Origin of the sequence: Boudabousia marimammalium (genome assembly GCF_001936115.1) — a bacterium.
Taxonomy (GTDB): Bacteria; Actinomycetota; Actinomycetes; order Actinomycetales; family Actinomycetaceae; genus Boudabousia; species Boudabousia marimammalium.
On the sequence record NZ_MPDM01000002.1, the window covers coordinates 64,810 to 86,019 of the forward strand.

Below are 21,210 nucleotides of genomic sequence, written 5' to 3' on the forward strand. Positions count from 1 at the left end.
TCACACGCCCAAGCGTTGCTTCACGCCGGCGATGCTTGCCTGTAGGGTTCCGTCAATGGCATCACTGCCTACCCGCACGCGCAAACCACCAATAAAGTCGGGGTTGACTGCAGTATTAATACTGACTGGACCATATTTTTTACTTAAAACACTGTGCAGACGCTGGAGCTGCTCTTCAGACAACGGCGTAGCAGACGTGACGCGAACCAAACGCTTCTGGCGGGCATGAGCAACCCGTGAAGCTACCTGATCCAAGGCCGCCACCGTGGACGCATGCTGCGGATGCGACACCAGACGGCTAACCAGATGCAAGGTGGAGGCAGTAGCCTTCCCTGCAAGAACTTTTCCGACCAGAGCCACACGCTGCTCTGCGTCAAGTTGCGATGCTGGAGATAGCGCAATACGCAAATCGCGGTTCTCCCGCAGAAGATTACGAATCAATCCCAGCTCATGCTGAACCTCAACCAATTGATCTGCCTGTCGAGCCATCTCAATCAGCGCATCGACTCCAAGCTCCTGCAGAGCTCGAATCAAATCCTTTTCGGTTGACCAACGCGCCGCAACCAGAGTCTTCATCACAGCTTGTGTAGGTGCCAAGACTTTTCCGTCCAACAAGTGATCTGCTAGGGATTGCTTATCCTCTGCGGTACGAGACGGGTCAGAAAGGGAACGACGCAGAGAGCCTTCCTCTTTCAAGACGTCGGCAAGCGCAAAAAGCTCTTCGGCGACGCGTTCGGCCGAATGATCGCCGAGCAGGCTCGCATCCAGAGTATTACGCCCCGATTCTAGTGCTTGTGCGCTTGCTGTACGCATTATGCCTCCTGCATTGCCAGTTCGTTTTCAAGGTCATCCAGGAAACGATCAATCACGCGGTTCGTCAGGTCCTGATCGCGAAGCTGTTCCCCGACGATCTTTTCAGCCAATTCCGTAGCCAGCCCGCCAACATCGGTGCGCAGACTCTTCAATGCGGCCTCACGCTCAGCGTTAATCTGGGCGCGCGCGACCTCATCAATGCGCTGCGCTTCCAAAACTGCCTGCTGCTTAGCTTCAGCGATAATCCGACTGGCCTCATCATTTGCCCGAGTGCGAATTTCTGCCGCCTCACGGTGTCCTTCTTCACGGATTGCTTCAGCGTCCTGACGGGCTCGAGCTAGAGAAACACGTGCCTCTTCGGCTTCATCAATCCCCTGCTGGATAGTTTCCGAACGCTCATCCAGAACAGTTCGAAACTTCGGCATCACATACCGGAGCATCACATACAGGAAAGGTAGGAACGCTACAACACCCCACACCAAGTCATAGGTGTGTGGCAGAAGCGGGTTGTGCGTAGCGCCGTCCGCGGCGGCGCGTACCAAGGTCATCAACACTAGAAGATAAGACCTGCAACTAGACCAAGCAGACCAAGTGCTTCAACGAAGGCGATAGCAAGAATCATGTTCGTGAACAGAGGGCCGCGCACCTCAGGCTGACGAGCCAAAGACTCCTGAGTCTTAGCCACCAGCATACCAATGCCGATTGCAGGGCCGAGAGTCGCTAGGCCGTAGCCAATGGTAGCGATTGAACCGGTCATATTATTTCCTCCTAATAGAAGATAGGACGCTTTGGTCCTACTGTAGTTTTCAGTTAGTGTTCACTAACCGACAGTTGGATGTAGACAGATGTCAACATGGCAAACACATAAGCCTGAACGACGGCGACCAGGAGCTCCAGCGCAATCACAAACAGGGAAGCAAGCAAAGTCAGCGCGCCGACCGCCTGAATGTAACCCTGAGCGTAAAAGAACAGGTAATGAGTACCAAAGAACGTGAGAGCTAGCAGAATATGACCAGAAATCATATTGGCTAGGAGACGGATAATCAAGGTGGCGGGTCGTACTACGAAAGTTGAGAAAGCCTCAATCGGGGTGACGAGGAAGTAAATCGGCCACGGCACACCCGACGGGAAGAGTTGAGACTTAAAGAATTTGAAGAAGCCCTGCTGAGCGATACCCGCGCCAATGAAAAGCACATAGGCAAAAATCGCGAAGACAATTGGGGCTCCCACGACGGATGATCCAGCAATATTCATGAACGGCAACACACCAGTGATATTAAGTGCAAATACGCCCAAGAAAATAACCGTAATCTCAGGGGTGTAACGACGCGCCATCTTCGGCGATTCAATCACTGATTCAACGATCTGCACGCGAGCAAAATCAAGCACCAACTCAAGCGCTGACTGGAAACGCCCCGGCACGAGCTTGGCGCGAGAGGCACCCACTGCAAATAAAACCGTCACAGTAAACAAAGAGAGTAGACGAATCAGCATAATGCGGTCAAGCGCGAAAGCAGTTCCCGCGAACAAAATTGGCTCAGGGTAGAAATCCCCTAATCCGGGAAGCTCTGGGGCATCTGCGCCCACCATGAGGCCCGCTGTGTTAACCAGCAGTTGGAAACTCATTAAGAAGCCCCTCCGCGATGTTCGTCGAGTGAAATCATTACCAAAGTATAGTCTACACGTTTGCGTCCAGTCTCTCTGCTCATGTGGCAAAGAACCCTGAACCTATTTGAAAATGTGAGCTACCGCTCCATGTTCAAGCTGTTTGGGTAGTACTTAATCAAAGCGACCGCTTCGGCAATCAAGGTACTAAGTATTCCCACTGCAATCACAATCATGGCACATATATTACAAATCGGCAGGTGACGCGCCAACACCCCCACCACTAGTACCATCACCATCTTAAACAAAAAAGAAAAGAGCGCTATCGGCAACATATGCGTAGAATGATTCGCCAAGGCTTTCAGCTCAAAAATAGTTGCGGCAGTAAGCAGTGCTAAACCGAAACATCCAAGCAGTGTTCCCCAAATGCCGGCGCTTCCCGCCAACCACCATGCTAGGCCAACTGCGATTACCCCCTCGGCCAATACCACCACGGAAAGCGCTAGGGCTACCCGCTTCTGCGCTTGATTCTCACTAAACTTTCCCACGGGCTTCCTTTCCTAGGCGCTCCACCCGGCGACGCCAACTAGGAATCAATCCGACCGTTAAAACTGTGGCTCCCACAGTAGAAGGGACCAAAATCAGCAGCATCTGCCACCAGCTCAAAACCACCAAAGAAGCCATACAGAAGGCCACTACCGCGGACCATACGTAAAGCAGCAAGACAACTCTGGTATGGGAATGTCCCAAACGCAGGAGCCGATGATGTAAATGCTTAGTATCAGGATAGAAGGGCGACTTACCCTTTAATGTCCGCCTAAACACCGCCAAAGTCATGTCCAGCAAGGGGATAAACAAGACCGCGAAAGGCAAGAGGATTGGTACGATTGCAGAAACTTGCCTGGTTGACTCTAACCGGTTGGGATCAATCTGGCCAGAAACAATAATGCCAGCTGAAGCCACAATCAAACCTAATACCATCGCCCCGCTATCTCCCATGAAGATGGAAGCAGGATGGAAGTTAAACAGCAAGAAGCCAATACAGATTCCGACCAGCGCCACGCACACCAATGATGCTAAGGACGCATATGAGGGCGCCTGCATAACCCTAGTTAAGAAATAGGAATAGGTGAAAAAGGCTGCCGCGCCGATCGCCAAAGTACCAGCCGCTAGACCGTCGAGGCCATCGACAAAATTGACGGCGTTAACAGCTGCCACGACCACAATCACGGTTACTAATGCCGACAGTCGCGCAGAACCAATCGTCACACCAAAAACCGGGAAAGAAATCAGTTGCACTCCCTGCCATGCCATTGCGCCCACAATAATGAACTGTCCAGCCAGCTTCGTGTACCAGTCCAAATCCCAAATATCATCAGTCACACCCAAAGCGCACATAGCGATAGTCGCCCAAATCAGCGGCCAAGCCTGGGAAGAATCAAAAATCGGCTGCAGATATGGCATCGAATAAGCCATCAGCATGGCTCCGGTAAAACCCACCGTCATTGCCACTCCACCTAGGCGAGGAATCGGATGCGCATGCACATCGCGATCACGCACCGGCGTGAGTACCCGCGCCATAATGGTGAGCCGACGAATAATCGGCGTCACCAAGGCGGTGAAGGCAACAGCAATCAGCAAAATCAGCAGGTAAACTCTCACGACTGAGTTTCCTCCACCGTGACAGAAAGCGCCGAAAGTGCCTGGTTGAGTTCTGCAAGGCTGATTGCTCCCATGCGAAGAAGCCGAGGGCGCACTCCAGTTACGTCAACGATGGTGGAAGGGACTCCCCCGTCCACTGTGCCTCCATCGATGTAAATATCAACCTCTTGATGGAAATACTCGATGGCCTGAGAGCAACTCAAAGCCGGCGGGGCCTGCGTCAAGTTAGCGCTAGTGAGAGCTAAAGGCCCCGTATGCTCCAGAACAGATAAGAGTTCACCGTGGTCGGGGATGCGGACCGCTAGGGTGCGTAAATCCCCAAGGACTGAAACATAGTCTGCGCGAGCGGGCAAAATTAATGTCAAAGCACCCGGCCAGAAAGCCTGAGCCAGAGCCTGCGCTACGGCATTAAAATCTGTTACCACGGCAGAAAGATCAGAAATCTTGGCGGCCACCACTGGCGGCGGCATCTGACGCCCTCGTCCCTTAGCAGCTAACAGTTTTCTTACTGCCTCCGAATCGGTGGCCTGCGCACCAATTCCGTAGATTGTGTCGGTGGGGGTTACCAGCAGTCCACCCTCAGCCACGACCTGCGCAATCCGAACGCGGGCATTCTCAGTCAAAGGCGTTGACACAGTTTCCACGATACTCACCTGTCCATTTTTACATAAGAGCGGTTAAGAAACCTGCCAACTACCGGCGGGCCAATAAAAATCGGTCCCGACCGGCTAGATCCAATCCGGTTTCTGCGCTACTAAAACCTTGTTGAAGTGCAGTTTCACGGGTGGCTTTACCTTGCGTATCATCGTGCTCCATCACAAGGGCTCCCCCGCTGACCAGCGCCTGAGCTGCGAAGTCAATAATTTGGTGCGGGATTTGCATTCCATCAACCCCGCCTCCAAACAGTGCGGCGTGAGGATCATTCTCAATCACGTCAACGGGTAGTTCAACCCCTGCTGGGACATAAGGAGGGTTTGAAACAATTAGGTCCCAGCTCTCCCCCTGCCACCATTGTCTCCATACCGTCACGTCCTCGTCGCGTATCAGGATTTCTGCCCCAGCTTGGTCTGCGTTCTGAGCCGCTAGCTGCCGGGCGGCAGCGGAGATCTCTACCGCAGCAACTTGAGGATCAAGGCCGAGAGCTCTCAACTCTGTCTGCAAAGCAATCGCAATAGCTCCCGAACCCGTACAAAGATCCATAATCCGTAACCGGGTTTTTCCAGCTGCAGCTAGACGCCTAGCCTCCGCAATAGCGGATTCCACCACCATCTCTGTTTCAGGTCGGACAATGAACACGCCTTCTCGGGCCTTCAGCCGCAGGTGCCGGAAATACATGTCGCCGGTAAGCAGCTGGATGGGTTTACCAGCTATCCTTGCCGCCACCAATTCTCGCATCCGAACGGTTTGTTCTTCTCCGACAGTAGGCGGTGCCAGCACTAGGTGCTCCACCTGCAGGACGTATTCTGCTAGGGTTTTGGCTTCAACCGCGGCCGACGGGTAGCCGGCCGAGGCCAGAGCGGCCTCCGCTTCAATGAGGAGAGAACGCAAGGAGGAAGCGGACATGGGTGGGTTTACTCGGCGCGACCGTTGGCGTTAGCTAGGCGTTCCGCCTCATCCATCTCAATACAGGACTGGATAACCGGACCCAGTGCCCCATCCAGCACTTGGTCCAAGTTGTATGCTTTGTAACCGGTACGGTGATCAGAGATTCGGTTCTCCGGGAAGTTATAGGTGCGAATCCGCTCCGAACGGTCTACCGTGCGGACCTGAGAGTGCCGCATATCTGCTTCCGCAGCGGCGCGTTCGGCCTGCGCTTCCGCTAGGAGGCGGGCACGTAATACGCGCATAGCGGCCTCCTTGTTCTGCAACTGAGACTTTTCATCCTGCATGGAAACCACAATGCCCGAAGGAATGTGGGTGATACGTACTGCGGAGTCAGTCGTGTTCACTGACTGGCCACCTGGACCAGAGGAACGGAACACGTCAATCTTCAGCTCATTCGGGTCGAGGGTGATTTCATCATCGTTATCGTCAGCCTCCGGCATCACTAAAACACCGGCAGCGGAGGTATGGATCCGGCCTTGGGATTCGGTAACCGGCACGCGCTGTACGCGGTGCACACCACCTTCGAACTTGAGCTGCGCCCAGATCCCCTCTTCGGGGCTAGGATTTCCCTTGGCCTTGAATGCGATCTGTGCATCTTTAATGCCACCCAAGTCCGAGGGCGTAGAAGAGAGCACCTGCGTTGCCCACCCCTTCGTTTCCGCGTATCGCATGTACATGCGCATTAAATCTCCGGCGAAGAGGGCAGATTCGTCGCCGCCTTCACCAGCCTTAATCTCCATGATGACATCGCGGATATCATCCGGGTCGCGCGGAGCGAGAACCTTAAGCAGGGCGGCATGAGAGGATTCGAGCTCTGCTTCCATGCCGGGGAGCTCAGCGGCAAAAGAATCATCTTCACCGGCTAGTTCGCGGGCAGCTTCCAGCTCGTTTTCCGCTTCACGGTACCGGTTCACGGCCTGCACAATCTTGCCTAGCTCAGCATAACGGCGGCCCAGTTTGCGGGCTTTAGCCTGATCGTCGTGGACGGTCGGGTCGCTCAACTGTTTTTCTACGTCCGCGTATTCATCTAGTAGCGGTTGTACTGCCGCCAGCTGGTCAGTCATTCTTTCCTCACAAGATTTCTAAAGTGCACTCATCCGCACTGATTGTACTGTAAACAGGTACGGCAAAGCGCCGGCGGAATTCCGCCGGCGCTTTGCAGATAAGCTACTTATTACGCTTGCCGTAACGAGCTTCGAAGCGAGCCACACGACCACCGGTGTCCATAATCTTCTGCTTACCGGTGTAGAAGGGGTGGCAGGCTGAGCAAACGTCAACACGCATGGTGCCTGAGGTCAGGGTTGAACGAGTGTCGAACTCGTTGCCGCACGTGCAAGTCACGTGGGTCGGAACATACTCGGGATGGATGTTCTTTTTCATGTTTATCTCCTTAAGGGATTCGAGGATGCCGGGTCCACAGTGAAATCCACTGCGGTGAACCGGAAACGCCGAACTATTATCGCATAGTTAAACGGCGATTCTCTACCCCAGATTCCTGCTTTGCGTGTGATTTCTAACCCATTGGGCAAACTATTTTCTCTGAGAGAATAGTTTTCTTTGATTATCTAAGATAATCTTAGCTGTGATGAGTTTCTTAATGTTTGTATTTCTGCTTTTAGCGTTGCTTGTTCCCGGCGCGGTATTCGGGTATTTCTTAAAACTGCGTGGCTACATGCTAGTTGCTGCAACGCCCCTGTTATCTGTGGCGCTTAGCGGCCTGCTTGGTGTGGTTTCCGGCTTCACCCCCCTGCCATACAGTATCTTCACCTATCTGATTTGGTCAGCTCTAGGATGCGTCGTAGCTTGGGCGATTTCCCGTTTCTTCCAGCCCACCGAGTCATTCCTGACAAAGTCGGTTAGTGGGAAAACTGTCGTAGATTCATGGGAGTCGATTATCGCGCTGGTAACCGGCCTGGTCTTCGGCTTCGGCATTTTTGGTTACGTCTTCTTCAAGTCAATCGGAGATATCACCCTAACGCCCTCACTTTGGGATTTGCAGTTCCACGCAAATCTAGCCCGCTGGATTGCAGAAACCGGCGAAGGTTCACCTCTCACCGCAGCCTCATGGGCGGGCAACACTCCGTTTGCGAATAGTGGCTTCTATCCGACCGGCCTGAACCAGTTTGCCTCCTTGCTTGGCGCAGATAATGTGATGCTGGGACTGAACCTAACCGAAATCATTATGATCGGTCTCTTTGGTGCAGGAATGTCCGTGCTGGCCACTGTGGTCTCTCGCCGCTACCTGTGGCTCCCCATGTTCACTGTAGCTGTAAGTGCTCTCTTCCTGACCTACTCCACCAAGCTCCATGCCACCGGCGGACGCTGGTCCTTCGGATTTGGTTTTGCCCTAGTCCCCTGGGTTTTTGCTCTGTTCTGGCTGTTGGCAAGACGCACTCTTGCTAACCCCAATCAGAACGAAATTGCCCGCACTGTACTGATCGCCTTGACCGCCACTTTTGCGCTTGGAATTGGGCATCCTGGCGCCATCTATAGTCTTGGTTTCGCCCTGATTCCCCCAGCTATCGCCACGGTTTGGATCCATCGCAAAGACTCAACCAAACGCCTACTCGCCTTGGTTGGCGCCGCATACATCAGCTTGTTAACCGTGTTCCTTGGAGTGTGGGGACACCTCTATATTGGTGCAATCTCCTATCCGCAGCTTTCCGGTTTCAAGCGCGCTTTGGTGGAAGGCCTTTCCGCGGGAGAGATGTCACGCTGGTATCGCGGTTATGAGCAGGTCGGATCATACTGGGTGCTGATCTTGATTCTGGCGTCCCTCGCCCTCGTCATCTGGCGTGGTCAGCGTTGGGTGCTGTTCAGCTACGCAGGCGGACTACTCCTCTACATCACTGCCACCTACAAGCAGTTGCCCGGCGGCCGGTTGCTCCCTTGGTATGGTATTTTGCAGCCGCTTTACAACGACAGGACACGTTCTGCCAGCTTGCTGGCGGTTGTCGGGCCGCTGCTCATCACGATTGGCGCCGTCCTGTTCGCGCAGTGGCTGACCAAGCGCATGCGAGTACGGAAGAATCCTGATGCATTTATTCGTAGTCTTCCCGTAGCTGCCGCTGTAGTTGTGATTATCGCAATGGCGATTAGCACCGGCGGATTTCGTGCAGATGAGCGCTTCTATATCGTCAACTCGGTAGCCCGGGTCCAGGACCGGAATTTCTTGGAGCAGGACGAGGTCGCTATGATGCGCGAATTCGCTCAGCATTATCCTGAAGCTAAAGTCATCGGTCATCCAGCAACAGGTTCACCCCTGTTCTATGCTGTGGCTGGGATTCCGGCGCTTCCTCGATACTCCAGTATTAATGTTTCTAGCCGCGAATACCAGACCATGTTGCATGTGGCTGATATTACTAAGCCCGGTGGCGCGAAGAAGTACTGCAAATCCTTCCAAGAGGAAGGAATTGAGTTCTTCTACACCGACTCCGAACAGTACCGCGGCGGCGAAATGGGTTCCAAGAAGTCATACCAACAATTGGTGGATTTGGCCGCAAAACCTAGTGGATTAACTCCGATTATGTCAACTGAGACAGCTGTGATTTACCACTTGGACCCGTGCTTCCCTGACTTTGTCAAGAAGTAGCCCCAGCGCCTACTATTCGCTATCTAGTTGCGCTTGCCAATGATAGGTGAAGTACGGTAGTGAAACTAGCGAAGTCTCTGAGATTTGCAGGTGCTCACGCAAGTACCAGCTCAGATTAGCCTGCATACGCTCTTGCTGTGCCCTAGGAGAGGTCAAATATGATGATCGGGTCCGGCCCAACCTCAAGATGTCTTCGATTCTTAGTTTTGCACACCAATAATGGTCAGTGCGCACCGGGGTTGCGAAGCCCCCAGTGAGGGTTGGGATCTGATCGGGGCGGTGCACATCCCCTGAACGCATAATTCTAGTCAGACGCTTCACCCAAGGAACCCGAACATCTAGCTGGTTATAGATAATATGTACTGAGCTGCCCGGCACAAGGATTCGTTTCAACTCTAGGCTGGTCGCCTCCGGATCACACCAATGCCATGACTGTGCGAATACCGCTCCAACCCTAGACGCTTGCGGCAGACCAGTTTCTTCCGCAGTGCCCTTTCGCACCGTCACAAGCCCACCTTCTAGGGTGCGAAGCTTCTCCAGCATTGAGTCAGCAGGTTCAACTGCATCCACTGAGAGACCAGCCCTAAGTAGCATCCTCGTCATTTTGCCTGTGCCCGCGCCGAGCTCAACCAAACGACTGGTATCCTCCCCATCTGCCACCCGCAAGGCTACAGACTTAATCTGCTCAACCACCGCAACCGGATATTCTGGGCGCACCTGATCGTACAGTCCAGTTTCGAATATATACGGATTTGCCATGGGAGGGCACCAGTTCCTTCTACTACAGATAATAAAATGGCCCTCACAGGTTAAACCATGTGAGGGCCATTTAAGAAGTTTTACTCAGCGACAGGCGAGTTCTTCGCCACTGTCATCAAGAACTCCATATTTGAGTTAGTATCCTTCAAACGAGAGAGGACCAGCTCTGCGGCCTCTTGAGTTTCTAGAGCACCAAGGACGCGGCGGAGGCTCCACAGAATCTTAAGCTCCTGCGCTTCGAACAATGCCTCCTCACGGCGGGTGCCGGAAGAGTTAATGTCAACAGCCGGGAAAATACGCTTATCAGCTAGCTGGCGAGACAGGCGCAGTTCCATATTGCCCGTACCCTTAAACTCCTCGAAGATGACTTCGTCCATCTTCGAACCAGTCTCAATCAAAGCGGTAGCCAGAATCGTCAATGAGCCACCACCTTCAATATTGCGGGCAGCTCCGAAGAATCGCTTCGGTGGGTAAAGCGCAGAAGCATCCACGCCACCGGAAAGGATCCGCCCTGAAGCGGGGGCGGCCAAATTGTAGGCACGACCCAAGCGGGTAATAGAGTCCAACAGAACCACTACGTCTTGCCCCAGCTCCACCAGACGTTTAGCACGCTCAATGGCTAGCTCAGCTACCGTGGTGTGGTCAGAGGCCGGACGATCGAAAGTAGAAGCAATCACTTCACCGCGCACGGTGCGCTGCATATCGGTGACTTCTTCGGGACGTTCATCCACGAGGACGACCATCAAATGCACTTCGGGGTTGTTCACCGTAATAGCGTTAGCAATCTGCTGCAAAACAATCGTCTTACCGGCCTTAGGCGGGGAGACGATCAGACCACGCTGCCCCTTACCAATCGGAGCGAAGAGGTCAATCACGCGCGGGGTAATGGCTTTAGCGGTGGTTTCTAGGCGCAGCTGCTCATTCGGATACAGGGGAACCAACTTAGAGAACTCAACGCGCTCTTGCGCCTGTTCCGCATCCATACCATTAATGGAGTCCAAACGAACCAGAGCATTGTACTTCTGGCGGGGCCGCTCCCCTTCCACAGTGGGACGGACAGCACCCTGGATGGCATCACCTGAACGCAAGCCCCAACGTCGTACCTGGCCCAAGGTCACGTAGATATCGTTCAAACCAGGCAAGTAGCCGGAAGTACGAATGAAAGCATGATTGTCACGAACATCCAAGATACCGGCAACCGGCACTAGGTTGTCATTGCGGTCATCTGCAGACTTATCTTCATTATCGCTTTCATCGCGATCATTGTTGCGGTCGCTATTGCGCCCGCGACGGTTATTGTTACGATCGCGACGGTTATTGTTGCGGTCGCGGCCACGGCGGCGGCGGGTGCCGCGCTCATCATCATCGTCATGACCATTGGTGGAGTGCTCCTCCGGAAGCGCAATCTCATCGAGAGACTCAACCTTGTCCCGGCGACGCCCACGTGAACCAGACTGCTCAGTGCCATCTTCGCGCTTTACTGACTGCTTATTTTCATTCTGCGTGTTATCACTAGAGTCATTAGTTCCGGAAGCCTTGCGCTTCGCCTGAAGTTCAGCCTTCACGTCAATCTGGACGGCTGGACGGTCTTCGTCCTGACTATGCGGAGCACCAGCCGGGGCACTAGCGCGACGCCGGCCACGTCCACGACCACGCACCGGACGCTCATGTCCATTTTCACGCGGCTTAGAGTCGCGTGGAGACACTACCTCGGCTTCTCCCCCCTTAGCTTCTACAGAATCATCTGATTTCTCTGCTAAGACTCTAACTGGCTGGAAACCTTCTGTCTGCTGACGCTTTGGTTTCCGGCCACGTTTCGGGGCGGTCCCTGATGCTACGCGAGCCTCACGGATTAGATTGATTAGCTCGGGACGACGCAACTTCTCTGTGCCGGTTAGTCCCATTTCTGCAGCTAATTGATGGAGTTGGGCTACACGCATAGCGGAGAGCGGGCCCGTTTTGTTGGTATTGCTATTGTCGCTCACTGGATTCCTTAAACTTGACTTATGCTTCTTGATCGAAGCATGACGTAACTATCGACTAGAGATAGTGAGACAACCGTAAAAGACGGTTAATACCCGAGAACGCGACATGTTCAAACGGGCTAAAACAGTTTTCTTAACTGTTAAGACTAAAACTATCAAAAAACTAATCTATTGTCACTATTTCAGCACCATTTGGGATATGTGTGACACGTCCCGCCTTCCAGCCGGCATTTTGTGCGGCAAAAATGATTTCTTTATTCACCTTTCCCAGCGCCGCAACCGAGGATCCCAAACCGGCAATGAAGGCCGGTACTTGTGACTGGCGAAGCCACTGCACCATTTCTACAGTGGCCGGGATAACTGGATGCAAAGCTTCCAAAAGGCCTGGATTATCAGTAACAGTCATGTTCGAAAAAACATCCGCATCACTGTTCAGCAGTTTCGCTCCATACGCAGCAGCCCTAGTATTGGCGATTTCAACTTGGGATAGATCTAGTGTCGCCCCGCGCGCGGCGGTCACCAAATCAGTAGAGCTAACTTCCGTATCGGGAATGAAAAGGGTAAATACTAGCGGCTGCACCGGACGCAGATCAGCGATTTCAATCCAGCGTTCACGCGCGCCACCGTTCGCGGCTGGTAGCAGCGCCTGTTCCTCCGGGGTGGCGCCGCGAGGCAAAGCGAGTTGCACACCCCCACGCATGATGGCGGAGGCCGCAGCAACATTATCTAAGAGGTCCCAAGCTAACTGGTGCATAGTCGCATCTGCAAGTTCGGGTGGGTTTCCCAAGAATCCTCGCGCCGCCATTAAACCAGCGGTAATTTGAGCGATGCTATCCCCCAGCCCGCGATAGGCCGGGATTGCTCTGCCGTAATGGATTTCTAAGCCAGCTTGCGGTTGTCCAATCATGTCTATGACATGCCGGAAGGCTCGAACTGTGAGATTCTCGTCGCCTTCGATACGGGTATATTCACCCTGTCGGATAGTGACCGTGGTGGGCGCAATTGTCGTGGCTATCCGGACCCGATCCCAGATGCTAACCGCACAGGCCGCCCCACCTGAAGACAGCATAGCCGAACCCAGCACCCCGAAACCATTGACAGTTGCGGGGATGCGCATGTTTAGCCGAGAATGCTGGTATCTCATGGCCTCTAAGCTACCTTAACCATCCCGCTTAAAGTGAGTGACCCGCCCATGAGTCTGCGCACAGGCAGTTTTCTTTTCCCTATTTCTTAAGCGACCGACACTGAAACTCTGTTAATCTCTGGAGCTGCCTGCGCTTCTCCGGTCATGGGAAGGGCAAGAATATCGCCTACTTGAACATTCCCAGGCACTATCAGTTGCGCTCCCCCACTAACTTCCGCAAGTTGTGCGGGACTATTAGCAACGCGGTTAGCGAGGGTGGCACAGTAGTCCGGGCACCTTGTGGTTTCCATTTGTTTCCGAGGGGGAATCGGCCCACTCAACATCAGTTTTAGTGCAGCGCCCGCGGCCTCGGAAGTTTCCTCTACCTTCGTGACTTCCACTAGGGTGACTCCGGCTGAGGCAAAAAGATTCTGACTGGCACAAACTAGTACCTGCGGGACTTCCTGCTGCTGTTGCTGCGTGTACAGATGCAAAAACTCCGCAGCAGATTTTGCCCAAGTAGTCGGATTAAGCACTGGTTCCACGGTCGGCAAATAATGCACACCCAAACCATCAGCTAGTTGAATCAGAGTAATCTGCTGGCCCTGCTCAATCAGTTTGCCCCGCAAATCAAGCAGCTGAAAGTATGACTCTTTTAGCTTTTCCTCTTGTCTTACCGGTACTGGATAACAGATGCGTAAACCAATCAGATTCCAATTGTTTTGGGACAAAAGAGGCAAAAGCACAGACCAGTTTTCCTCCGCAAAACCAAGTTTTGCGGAGGATGCCGTAACCGGTATAGAAAGGATAATCTCCCTCTCTGGGGGGAGCTGTAACTCTTCATTCAGGAGCAGCTTCAAAGCCGCAGACGCATCCAGAACGTACCTCACTAATCCTGCTTCTGCCGCACGATTAAGCAAGGCTGAAGCTTGCTCTCCCTCAGTCTCCTTTAACACCACCAGAACCTGTTCGGATTTAATCTGCAGGTCTTTGACTACGTCTAGCTGCGCTAAGCTGCTAATCTCGACAAGCAAACCAGATTGAAGCAGGCTTTGGAGCAGTAACCTTGAAGCAATCTGTTCTATTGGGAAGGAAACTTCAGCGCCGGCCAGACCATAACCGTCCCAGAATTCTTCTCCCCACGCAAAATTCCATACGGTTGCCCGGCCTTGCAGGTCATCCTCGTCAATAATCCGCAGTGACGGCCCATGCAACTCACGCAACTGTGAGGCAGTAAGGTTCCCGAAGGTTAGCTCTCCCTCGTCGTTACGGGAAACACTCCACGGCCAAAACCCAGCTAGCTCACCTGGTTGCGGGCAGCTGAAAGCGGCAGGATTACAACTTGCCGGCATCTACCTACATCCGTTCCGGAGCAGACACACCCAATAGCGCCAAACCATTCGCTAACACCTGGGTAACAGCGTCATTGAGCCACAGCCGTGCAACATGCTCCGGCATAACTTCACCCTCACGCGGGGTAACCCGGCAGGAGCCATACCAAGTGTGGTAGGCGCTGGCGAGCTGCTCAAGGTAGCGGGCCACGCGGTGTTGCTCACGCAAAGTGGCAGCTGTAGCTACAATCTCAGGGAACTGCGCCAAGGAACCCAGCAGCTGGTTATCCGCTTCGGAGCTCAGCATGGCAGGATCAAAGCCCAGTTCACGTTTGACCCCGTAATTTTCCGCATTTTTGTGCACATTGCGGGTGCGGGCATGCGCGTACTGCACGTAGTAAACCGGGTTCTCATTGCTGGAAGATGCTAACAGATCCAAATCAATATCGATATTTGAATCCATGGAAGAGCGAGCCAGGGCGTAACGAGCGGCATCCACGCCCACGGCGTCCACCAAATCATCAAGGGTGACGATGGTGCCGGCGCGCTTAGACATGCGTAGCGGCTGGCCGTTCTTGAGCAAGTTCACCATCTGACCAATAATGATTTCTAGGTTCTCCTTCGGGGTGTCACCAAACGCTGCACACATCGCGTACATACGGCCAATGTAGCCATGATGATCAGCGCCCAGCAGATAGATGGCGGTGTCTGCGCCACGCTCACGCTTGTTCAGGTAGTAGGCAATATCGCCACTGAAATAGGCGGCCTGACCATCTGACTTGATAATAACACGGTCCTTATCGTCACCGAACTGTGAGGTCTTCAGCCAGACAGCGTTATCGCGGTCTTCAATCACACCGCGCTCACGCAGACGCTCAATCGCTTTGTCGACTGCACCAGAGGTATGCAGGGAATCCTCATGGAAGAAGACATCGAAATCGGCACGGAACTCGTGCAGGTCTCGCTTAATCTCATCGAACATCAAAGCCACGCCGTTAGCGCGGAAGACTTCCAGAGCTTCCGTGTCAGGCAAATTGGTCGGGTCAGTCTGGCCGGCTTCAGTAACTAGCTTAATAACTTGTTGCGCAATATCTTCGATGTATTGGCCACCGTAGCCGTCCTCTGGCACTTCTTGCCCGCGGGCGCGGGCCAGAAGTGAGTGCGCGAAACGGTCGATCTGGGATCCGTGATCGTTGAAGTAGTATTCGCGGGTCACCTCTGCCCCTTGAGAGGTGAATAAACGAGCCAGGGTGTCGCCCACAGCTGCCCAGCGGGCCCCACCTAGGTGGACAGGGCCGGTAGGGTTCGCTGAAACATACTCTAGGTTAATGCGCTTGCCGGACATGGTTTCCCCAATACCGTAAGCAGGGCCGGATTCCACAATAGTACGAGCCAGCTCTCCCGCAGAAGCAGCTGATAAACGCACATTCAAAAAGCCTGGACCGGCCACTTCCACTGCGGAGATGCCAGCTTGTGCGCCCAGCTTTTCTACCAGCAGGGCAGCAAATTCTCGCGGATTCATACCGGCACGCTTCCCGAGCTGCATAGCAACATTGGTAGACCAGTCACCGTGGTCACGGTTGCGGGGCCGCTCCACCTTGACCGGATCTGGGACTGCTTCAGCTTCTAAGTTGAGCTGGCCATCAGCAATCAGTGAGAGCAAGATAGTACGAATTAAAACAGCAAGTTCTGTAGGAGTCATGCAACTAGATTAGCGGGTGGAAAGTCTCAGCGCAGTCTTAGTTGCCTAAGCGTGGTGCTTTACACGTCGAGGAGGCGGGCAATGGTATCTTCAATCGCTAGAGCCAGCTCAGCGTGTCCGCGCATCGATGGGTGAATCCCGTCGTTGCTGAAGTTGCTGGGAAGTCCTTGCAGAGGACCAATTAGGGCATCAGAAAAGTAGAAACCGTGCTCTGCGGCGGCTTGCTCTAGGTACATGCGGAGCCGCCCTGACCGTTCAGATAGCTCGGGAATTGGGTAGAACATAGTGACCAGCACCGGGGTGTGTGGATGCGCCGCTTTTAGTCTGGAAAAGTCTAATCCAATCGCCTGTGCTACTTCAGCGTCACGTTCACGCATTAGTGGGATATCGTTAACGCCAAGGCAAGTCACAATTAGATCTGCTGACGTATCACGGACTTCATCCAAAAATGAGTTATCACGACCAGCAGTAGTTTCTCGCTGAGCTAGGAAACCCATGCCGTCTTGGGAGAAGTTTCGTTCTTGGGCGCCGAGGCGAGCTGAGACGAGGGTGGACCAGCGATAGTCTGGAGCGCCAGCGCGAGCATAACCGCTCACAATCGAATCACCGTAAAAAACAATCACTGGACGCTTAGGCATTTGTTTACCCCTCTTTGGGCGATAATTGAGTGGTACCCCGAACAGGATTCGAACCTGCGACCTTCTGCTCCGGAGGCAGACGCTCTATCCACTGAGCTATCGGGGCAACTGTGCAATGATAACACCTCTTTAAACTTTGATGCTAAGGCAAAGCCAGTTGTGCCAAAACAATCACAGTCAAAAATTTAGATTAGCGTTTTATGACCTGCGAAACTTCCAGCGGGTAATCAGTGATAATGGCATCTACGCGGTGCTTATCACCGATCAGTGAGGGAATCATGTCTAGCTCATTGATTGTCCAAACATGCACGTCAAAACCAGCTGAGTGCGCGGTGGCTACGAATGACGGGGTGATCACGGGGACCAAATCAAAAATGGTCCGCACCGGAACTTGGGCAGCTAGCACCCTGTCATTGAAACGAGACTGCCCAGAGAGAATAAGTTTGCGCAGCTGGGCTTTTCTCGATTGCGTGCTACCGGGGAGATAACGAACCGAGGAAAGGATCATGAGACGCAGCACTTCGAGCGGACTCAGTGAGGTCGCAATCCTTCCCTGCGTTCGGGCGCGCAGCGCCTGCAGTCTGCTATCTGAAAAAGATGAGATACAGACCCTCTCTTGGGCATTCGTGTCTTGCACAGCGGAGAACACTGAATCTAAAGCCCCTTCATCTTTCATATCGATATTGAAATATGTGTCAGGGAAAGCAGAGAGCGCTTCATCAACTCTCATTAGGGTTGAACTGTCGTGGAGTTTAATCCGCTTGATTTCATCCCAAGTGAGTGCTTGAACCGGAGTGGAAACATCTGAAACAGTAGAAAGATCGGGATCGTGGATGAGTACGGCAACACCATCTTTGGTGGTTCTCGCATCAGTTTCAATCACATCTGCAGGTAGTTTAACTGCAGCTTCGAAGCTGGCCGAAGTATTTTCCAGGTAATGCCCAGACATTCCCCGGTGTGCTACTACTAATGGAGCGTGCGGACGCCCCCAAAGTTCAGCAATCACGACGGCCTCTAGTTACAACCGTCACCGTCGTTAATGTGCCGGGCTTTATGCTGACTCATCCAACTCTGCGGGTCAATCGCGGTGTTGGTTTCTGGCGCGTTCCCCTTGTGCACTTCAAAATGAACGTGGGGACCCGTTGAGTTTCCACTAGAACCGAGCTTGCCAATTCTCTGACCAGCAACTACTTTCTGGCCCACCTTCAGAGGAGATGATCCGCTAATCATATGGCCGTAGACTGTGGAGACGTTCAGATGGGAATGATAAATCTTCACCGCGTAGCCAAGTCCGTTTGTCCCGCCAACGCTCAATACCACTCCGTCAGAAGCGGCCACCACCGGCGTCCCCATGGAACCGGCCATATCGACACCAGAGTGGAGACGGTAAACGCCAAGCACGGGGTTTACCCGCATACCGAAGGGAGAACTGAAGTGATAGGAGCCGTTTGCCAGCGGCCAGAAAAGCGCAGGCTCGTTCTTTTCCTCCGTCAGTGCAGTCCTGGCTCCATTCGCAGAAGCCTTATTGTTCAAGCATTTGTCAATTTCCACCTGATCGCGAATAGCGGCGCGAGTGGCTGCGGCCGGATCAGTATGCAATGTGTCAGTGTCTGAAACATCTACCTGTGTCTCCAGAGAGGACCAGGAGGCATTGTAAATGCCGGCACTGGCAAAAGAGATTGCTGGGGTTGCCACACCAGAAACTGGAATCACCACTGTAACGGCTGCGAGTCCGCCGAGTAATGCGACTTTAGCCGCAGAAATCAGGGCGGAGCGCTGAATAGTCTTATCTGACCTGCGCTGGAAAGTAGAGGAAGTTTGAGGGGAGGATGAAGACTCTTGTGCCCTTAAGCTAATCCGTGACGGAATACTGGGATGGGATTCCATCTCGTTCTGCTCTTTCACAAGCATCTCCTCTCTTTGCCCACTATCACAAAATGATAACTGATAAAAATCTTTTTAGCTACGAAACTTGTTTTAAGTTCGCGTATATCACCTTTTTACTGCTCTGTACGCTGCATTGTGTCGCGCACTTCACCAACCAGAGCTTCAATAATGTCTTCTAGGAAGATGACGCCAATCTGCTGGTTCGCTTCAGTAACGATTGCGACGTGGGTAGCGGAGCGTTGCATCTGCTGGAGCACGTCCTCAATCTCAACCTCTGGACTGACGCTGGCCAGTGACCGAATCCGCCAGGCATCAATCGGCCGTTCCCGCGCCTCGTCTGAACTCTTTTCAGACGCGTAAAGGACATCCTTAATGTGGATATAGCCAACTAGTTGCTTCTGCTCATCTTGGATTAGGAACCGAGAAAAACCAGTTCGCGCAGAGGCTCGCTCGACCTGGGCGGGGGTGGTATCTTCGGGGAGAGCCACAATCTTATCCACCGATACCATCGCGGTCCGAGCAATCTCTTCAGAGAACTCTAGGGTGCCACTGAGCAACCCAGCTTCGTCATCAAGGAGACCTTCTGCCTGGGAGACTTCCACGATGGAGGCAACTTCTTCCAGGGTGAAGGTAGCAGCCACTTCACCCCTTGATTCGATACCGAATAGTCCCAGCATCCAGTTCGCGAAATGGTCTAGTCCACGCACGATAGGGCCGAGAAGGCGTTCTACCCAGACCAGCGGAGGGGCAAGTAACAAAATGGCTTTATCAGGAAGCGCTACCGAGAGGTTCTTCGGAACCATTTCGCCGAACACCACATGCGCGAAGATTACGATGGTAAGAGCGCCTGCGAATCCGAAGATGTGAGAAGTTGAAGATGGCAATCCCAAGCTCACCAGTGGATTATGAATCAGATGGGCGATAGCCGGTTCAGCAACCGCACCTAAACCTGTTGAGCATAAGGTCACACCCAGCTGCGCGGTCGCCAGCATCACGGTAACGTGCTCGATTGCCCACATGGCACTGACCGCACCACGGCGTTTGGCCGCCAATAAGGGCTCAACTTGGGCACGCCGAGCCGACATAACTGCAAATTCTGACCCCACGAAGAATGCGTTGGCGAGCAGCAGGAAGATAGTTACGGCTAAAGCAGTAGTAGTGCTCATTTGGTTTCCTCCTTCACTGCAGTAGCTATGGGGTGCACCAAAACTGATTCCACGCGCCGTTTTTCCATGCGCCGTACCGTAAGTTGTGCCTGCCCGGATTTAACGCTGTCACCATAGCGCGGGATTCGCCCTAGCGCATGCATGATTAGCCCACCCAGAGTTTCGTATGGACCCTCATCGAGGACCAGAATCGAGGTGAGCTCCCCAAGTTCATCAGGACGCATAGTGCCGGGAACAATCCAGTCATTTCCAACGGTCCTAGAGCCCGCCCGGGTCCGCCGGTCGTGCTCATCTGCAACTTCTCCGACGATTTCTTCAACAATGTCTTCTAGGGTGAGCAGACCAGAGGTTCCCCCATATTCGTCAACTACGATTGCCATCTGGAAACCACCGTCACGTAGCTCCACCAGTAGCGGAGCCAAGGAAGCGGTTTCAGGAACGCGGTGTGCTTCAGTCATTAATGACTGGCTGGTAACTACTACGTTGTCTCGCTTTTCGTAGGGAACAGCGATGGCACGTCGCAGGTACACAATGCCGAGGATGTCGTCGACGCTATCTCCAACTACTGGGAAACGTGAATGTCCGGTACGCGAAGCTAATTTGATTACGTCAGCCGCTGTCTGACTTTCACTAATGGAATGCATAGTGGAGCGGTGCGTCATCACGTCCACCGCGAGTAAAGAGCCCAAACCGACGGTCTTAGCAAATAGGGTTGCGGTGGAAGGATCCAGTACGCCTTCTTCAGCGGAGTGACGCACTAGGGAGGCTAACTCGGTTGCCGAGCGGGCTGAAGAGATCTCTTCTGCCGGTTCCACCCCCAACTTAATCAGAATCCAGTTTGCTGTACCGTTCAGGACATAAATCAGCGGCCTAAACAGCGTGGTAAAAAACACCTGTAGGGGCGTCACCCAGCGGGCGGTCGCCAAAGGGTCGGCTAGAGCCATATTTTTCGGAATCAGTTCACCAAAAATCATAGAGAAGGCGTTCACTAGGACAGCTGCAACCAAAACTCCGATGGTGGTGGCCAAAGTAACCGCTAAACCGAAACTATTCCCCAAATCAGCGAAGAACAAACTAAGGGAAGTCTGGGTGGTGTAACCCAACAAAATGGTGGTCAGCGTAATCCCAATCTGCGCACCGGAAAGATGGGTGGATAGTTGTTTTAGCGCTTTCGCAATTTTCGCAGCACTCTTATCGCCACTTTCCGCACGGCGTTCTACGGTCGCGGAGTCTAGGGCCACCATCGAAAACTCTGCGGCCACGAAGATTGCCGTACCGACAGTTAGGACGACACCTAAGACAATCATCGCAATATCACCCCACACGGTGCTCACCAGATTTC

General features: G+C 53.3%; 21 protein-coding genes and 1 tRNA gene. 1 reads left to right on the forward strand and 21 read right to left on the reverse strand.

Annotated features, from left to right (window positions below; all coding sequences use genetic code 11):
• The 10 genes from BM477_RS01885 to rpmE all read right to left on the reverse strand — a co-directional run bounded on the left by BM477_RS01885 (window position 1) and on the right by rpmE (window position 7,065).
• Window positions 1-813, reverse strand: coding sequence for a F0F1 ATP synthase subunit delta (locus BM477_RS01885; protein WP_075360989.1), 813 nt, complete (start codon window positions 811-813; stop codon window positions 1-3).
• The gene (locus BM477_RS01890) at window positions 813-1,361 is read right to left on the reverse strand and encodes a F0F1 ATP synthase subunit B (RefSeq protein ID WP_075361196.1); all 549 of its coding nucleotides are present in this window, start codon (window positions 1,359-1,361) and stop codon (window positions 813-815) included. Before BM477_RS01890 ends, BM477_RS01885 begins: the two co-directional genes overlap by 1 nt.
• Before the next feature lie 5 nt (window positions 1,362-1,366).
• Window positions 1,367-1,570, reverse strand: coding sequence for an ATP synthase F0 subunit C (atpE, locus tag BM477_RS01895; RefSeq protein WP_075360990.1), 204 nt, complete (start codon window positions 1,568-1,570; stop codon window positions 1,367-1,369).
• 53 nt (window positions 1,571-1,623) lie between these two features.
• Window positions 1,624-2,439 (reverse strand): F0F1 ATP synthase subunit A, encoded by an 816-nt coding sequence (gene atpB / locus BM477_RS01900; RefSeq protein WP_075360991.1) that lies wholly within the window; start codon window positions 2,437-2,439, stop codon window positions 1,624-1,626.
• Between the two features lie 119 nt (window positions 2,440-2,558).
• A complete protein-coding gene (locus BM477_RS01905) occupies window positions 2,559-2,966 on the reverse strand; it encodes a hypothetical protein (protein WP_075360992.1) in 408 nt (135 codons plus the stop codon).
• Window positions 2,953-4,080, reverse strand: a complete 1,128-nt coding sequence (locus BM477_RS01910; RefSeq protein ID WP_075360993.1) for an MraY family glycosyltransferase — start codon at window positions 4,078-4,080, stop codon at window positions 2,953-2,955. Before BM477_RS01910 ends, BM477_RS01905 begins: the two co-directional genes overlap by 14 nt.
• Window positions 4,077-4,724 carry an L-threonylcarbamoyladenylate synthase gene (locus BM477_RS01915; RefSeq protein WP_245792809.1) on the reverse strand — a complete coding sequence of 216 codons (648 nt, stop codon included), beginning with the start codon at window positions 4,722-4,724 and terminating at the stop codon, window positions 4,077-4,079. Before BM477_RS01915 ends, BM477_RS01910 begins: the two co-directional genes overlap by 4 nt.
• A gap of 49 nt (window positions 4,725-4,773) precedes the next feature.
• Window positions 4,774-5,643, reverse strand: coding sequence for a N5-glutamine methyltransferase family protein (locus BM477_RS01920; RefSeq protein WP_075360995.1), 870 nt, complete (start codon window positions 5,641-5,643; stop codon window positions 4,774-4,776).
• 8 nt (window positions 5,644-5,651) lie between these two features.
• The gene (gene prfA / locus BM477_RS01925; RefSeq protein ID WP_075360996.1) at window positions 5,652-6,749 is read right to left on the reverse strand and encodes a peptide chain release factor 1; all 1,098 of its coding nucleotides are present in this window, start codon (window positions 6,747-6,749) and stop codon (window positions 5,652-5,654) included.
• 103 nt (window positions 6,750-6,852) lie between these two features.
• Window positions 6,853-7,065 carry a 50S ribosomal protein L31 gene (gene rpmE / locus BM477_RS01930; RefSeq protein ID WP_075360997.1) on the reverse strand — a complete coding sequence of 71 codons (213 nt, stop codon included), beginning with the start codon at window positions 7,063-7,065 and terminating at the stop codon, window positions 6,853-6,855.
• A 217-nt stretch (window positions 7,066-7,282) separates the two neighbouring features.
• On the opposite strand from rpmE, the gene BM477_RS01935 reads away from it, so the two are divergent.
• Entirely contained in the window at window positions 7,283-9,277 is a 1,995-nt protein-coding gene (locus tag BM477_RS01935) for a DUF6541 family protein (RefSeq protein WP_075360998.1), read from the forward strand.
• A gap of 12 nt (window positions 9,278-9,289) precedes the next feature.
• Here BM477_RS01935 and BM477_RS01940 read toward each other — a convergent pair whose 3' ends face one another.
• From BM477_RS01940 to BM477_RS01990, 11 genes are all read right to left on the reverse strand, one after another.
• Complete coding sequence (locus BM477_RS01940) at window positions 9,290-10,036, reverse strand: class I SAM-dependent methyltransferase (protein WP_075360999.1); 747 nt, start codon at window positions 10,034-10,036, stop codon at window positions 9,290-9,292.
• Window positions 10,037-10,116: 80 nt separating this feature from the next.
• Window positions 10,117-12,021, reverse strand: a complete 1,905-nt coding sequence (gene rho, locus BM477_RS01945) for a transcription termination factor Rho (protein WP_075361000.1) — start codon at window positions 12,019-12,021, stop codon at window positions 10,117-10,119.
• 163 nt (window positions 12,022-12,184) lie between these two features.
• The gene (locus BM477_RS01950) at window positions 12,185-13,165 is read right to left on the reverse strand and encodes a homoserine kinase (RefSeq protein ID WP_075361001.1); all 981 of its coding nucleotides are present in this window, start codon (window positions 13,163-13,165) and stop codon (window positions 12,185-12,187) included.
• A gap of 86 nt (window positions 13,166-13,251) precedes the next feature.
• Window positions 13,252-14,496: a hypothetical protein gene (locus tag BM477_RS01955; RefSeq protein ID WP_075361002.1), complete on the reverse strand. Its 1,245-nt coding sequence runs from the start codon at window positions 14,494-14,496 to the stop codon at window positions 13,252-13,254.
• A 4-nt stretch (window positions 14,497-14,500) separates the two neighbouring features.
• Window positions 14,501-16,177 (reverse strand): arginine--tRNA ligase, encoded by a 1,677-nt coding sequence (gene argS, locus BM477_RS01960; protein ID WP_075361003.1) that lies wholly within the window; start codon window positions 16,175-16,177, stop codon window positions 14,501-14,503.
• A 59-nt stretch (window positions 16,178-16,236) separates the two neighbouring features.
• A complete protein-coding gene (locus tag BM477_RS01965) occupies window positions 16,237-16,815 on the reverse strand; it encodes an SGNH/GDSL hydrolase family protein (RefSeq protein ID WP_075361004.1) in 579 nt (192 codons plus the stop codon).
• Between the two features lie 30 nt (window positions 16,816-16,845).
• Window positions 16,846-16,921: transfer RNA gene (locus BM477_RS01970), tRNA-Arg, on the reverse strand.
• An 84-nt stretch (window positions 16,922-17,005) separates the two neighbouring features.
• Window positions 17,006-17,764 (reverse strand): glycerophosphodiester phosphodiesterase family protein, encoded by a 759-nt coding sequence (locus BM477_RS01975; RefSeq protein ID WP_143230173.1) that lies wholly within the window; start codon window positions 17,762-17,764, stop codon window positions 17,006-17,008.
• Between the two features lie 65 nt (window positions 17,765-17,829).
• The gene (locus tag BM477_RS01980; protein WP_158024334.1) at window positions 17,830-18,720 is read right to left on the reverse strand and encodes a M23 family metallopeptidase; all 891 of its coding nucleotides are present in this window, start codon (window positions 18,718-18,720) and stop codon (window positions 17,830-17,832) included.
• 95 nt (window positions 18,721-18,815) lie between these two features.
• Window positions 18,816-19,868 (reverse strand): hemolysin family protein, encoded by a 1,053-nt coding sequence (locus tag BM477_RS01985; protein ID WP_075361007.1) that lies wholly within the window; start codon window positions 19,866-19,868, stop codon window positions 18,816-18,818.
• Window positions 19,865-21,175 (reverse strand): hemolysin family protein, encoded by a 1,311-nt coding sequence (locus tag BM477_RS01990; RefSeq protein WP_075361197.1) that lies wholly within the window; start codon window positions 21,173-21,175, stop codon window positions 19,865-19,867. The genes BM477_RS01985 and BM477_RS01990 overlap by 4 nt, the downstream gene beginning before the upstream one ends.
• Window positions 21,176-21,210 lie beyond the last annotated feature (35 nt).

Coding starts and splice junctions, on each gene's coding strand:
- BM477_RS01885 (WP_075360989.1), bottom strand. CDS start 813: ATGCGTACAGCAAGCGCACAAGCACTAGAATCGGGGCGTAATACTCTG.
- BM477_RS01890 (WP_075361196.1), bottom strand. CDS start 1,361: ATGACCTTGGTACGCGCCGCCGCGGACGGCGCTACGCACAACCCGCTT.
- atpE (WP_075360990.1), bottom strand. CDS start 1,570: ATGACCGGTTCAATCGCTACCATTGGCTACGGCCTAGCGACTCTCGGC.
- atpB (WP_075360991.1), bottom strand. CDS start 2,439: ATGAGTTTCCAACTGCTGGTTAACACAGCGGGCCTCATGGTGGGCGCA.
- BM477_RS01920 (WP_075360995.1), bottom strand. CDS start 5,643: ATGTCCGCTTCCTCCTTGCGTTCTCTCCTCATTGAAGCGGAGGCCGCT.
- prfA (WP_075360996.1), bottom strand. CDS start 6,749: ATGACTGACCAGCTGGCGGCAGTACAACCGCTACTAGATGAATACGCG.
- rpmE (WP_075360997.1), bottom strand. CDS start 7,065: ATGAAAAAGAACATCCATCCCGAGTATGTTCCGACCCACGTGACTTGC.
- BM477_RS01935 (WP_075360998.1), top strand. CDS start 7,283: ATGTTTGTATTTCTGCTTTTAGCGTTGCTTGTTCCCGGCGCGGTATTC.
- BM477_RS01940 (WP_075360999.1), bottom strand. CDS start 10,036: ATGGCAAATCCGTATATATTCGAAACTGGACTGTACGATCAGGTGCGC.
- BM477_RS01950 (WP_075361001.1), bottom strand. CDS start 13,165: ATGAGATACCAGCATTCTCGGCTAAACATGCGCATCCCCGCAACTGTC.
- BM477_RS01955 (WP_075361002.1), bottom strand. CDS start 14,496: ATGCCGGCAAGTTGTAATCCTGCCGCTTTCAGCTGCCCGCAACCAGGT.
- argS (WP_075361003.1), bottom strand. CDS start 16,177: ATGACTCCTACAGAACTTGCTGTTTTAATTCGTACTATCTTGCTCTCA.
- BM477_RS01965 (WP_075361004.1), bottom strand. CDS start 16,815: ATGCCTAAGCGTCCAGTGATTGTTTTTTACGGTGATTCGATTGTGAGC.
- BM477_RS01975 (WP_143230173.1), bottom strand. CDS start 17,764: ATGTCTGGGCATTACCTGGAAAATACTTCGGCCAGCTTCGAAGCTGCA.
- BM477_RS01985 (WP_075361007.1), bottom strand. CDS start 19,868: ATGAGCACTACTACTGCTTTAGCCGTAACTATCTTCCTGCTGCTCGCC.
- BM477_RS01990 (WP_075361197.1), bottom strand. CDS start 21,175: ATGATTGTCTTAGGTGTCGTCCTAACTGTCGGTACGGCAATCTTCGTG.